The organism is Neisseria sp. P0001.S005, assembly GCF_051963715.1.
In genome coordinates this window covers 1-782 of the sequence record NZ_JBQCTZ010000459.1, presented here as the reverse complement: position 1 = coordinate 782, position 782 = coordinate 1, and the positions used below count along the sequence as shown (strand labels likewise).

Sequence of the window (782 nt, the reverse complement as noted above, 5' to 3'; positions counted from 1 at the left end):
GGTGCACCTTATGCACCTCTGCTGGAAAAGAAAAATTCTACTGCCGGTCGTAACAACAATGGTCATATCACTACCCGCCATAAAGGTGGTGGTCATAAACACCATTACCGTGTTGTAGATTTTAAACGTAACAAAGACGGTATCCCTGCAAAAGTAGAGCGTATCGAGTATGACCCTAACCGTACTGCATTTATTGCATTGTTGTGCTATGCAGATGGTGAGCGTCGTTACATCATTGCTCCTCGTGGTATTCAAGCTGGCGCAGTATTGGTTTCCGGTGCTGAAGCTGCTATCAAAGTAGGTAATACTCTGCCGATTCGCAATATTCCAGTTGGTACAACTATTCACTGTATTGAAATGAAACCAGGTAAAGGTGCACAAATTGCCCGTTCAGCTGGTGCTTCTGCGGTATTGCTTGCAAAAGAAGGTGCTTACGCTCAAGTTCGTTTGCGTTCTGGTGAAGTGCGCAAAATTAGCGTAAATTGCCGTGTAACTATCGGTGAGGTTGGTAACGAAGAACAAAGCCTGAAAAAAATCGGCAAAGCTGGTGCTAACCGCTGGCGTGGTATTCGTCCGACCGTTCGTGGTGTTGTCATGAACCCTGTCGATCACCCACATGGTGGTGGTGAAGGCCGTACTGGTGAAGCTCGCGAACCGGTTAGCCCATGGGGTACTCCTGCTAAGGGCTACCGCACTCGTAATAATAAACGCACGGATAACATGATTGTTCGTCGTCGTTACTCAAATAAAGGTTAATTAGTATGGCTCGTTCATTAAAAAAA

At 46.0% G+C, this 782-nt stretch carries 1 protein-coding gene; it reads left to right on the top strand.

Annotated features, from left to right (window positions below):
• Nucleotides 1-756, top strand: a 756-nt coding sequence (rplB, locus tag ACTHSP_RS21040; RefSeq protein ID WP_440346890.1) for a 50S ribosomal protein L2, incomplete at its 5' end; no start/stop codon positions are given.
• Nucleotides 757-782: the final 26 nt, after the last annotated feature.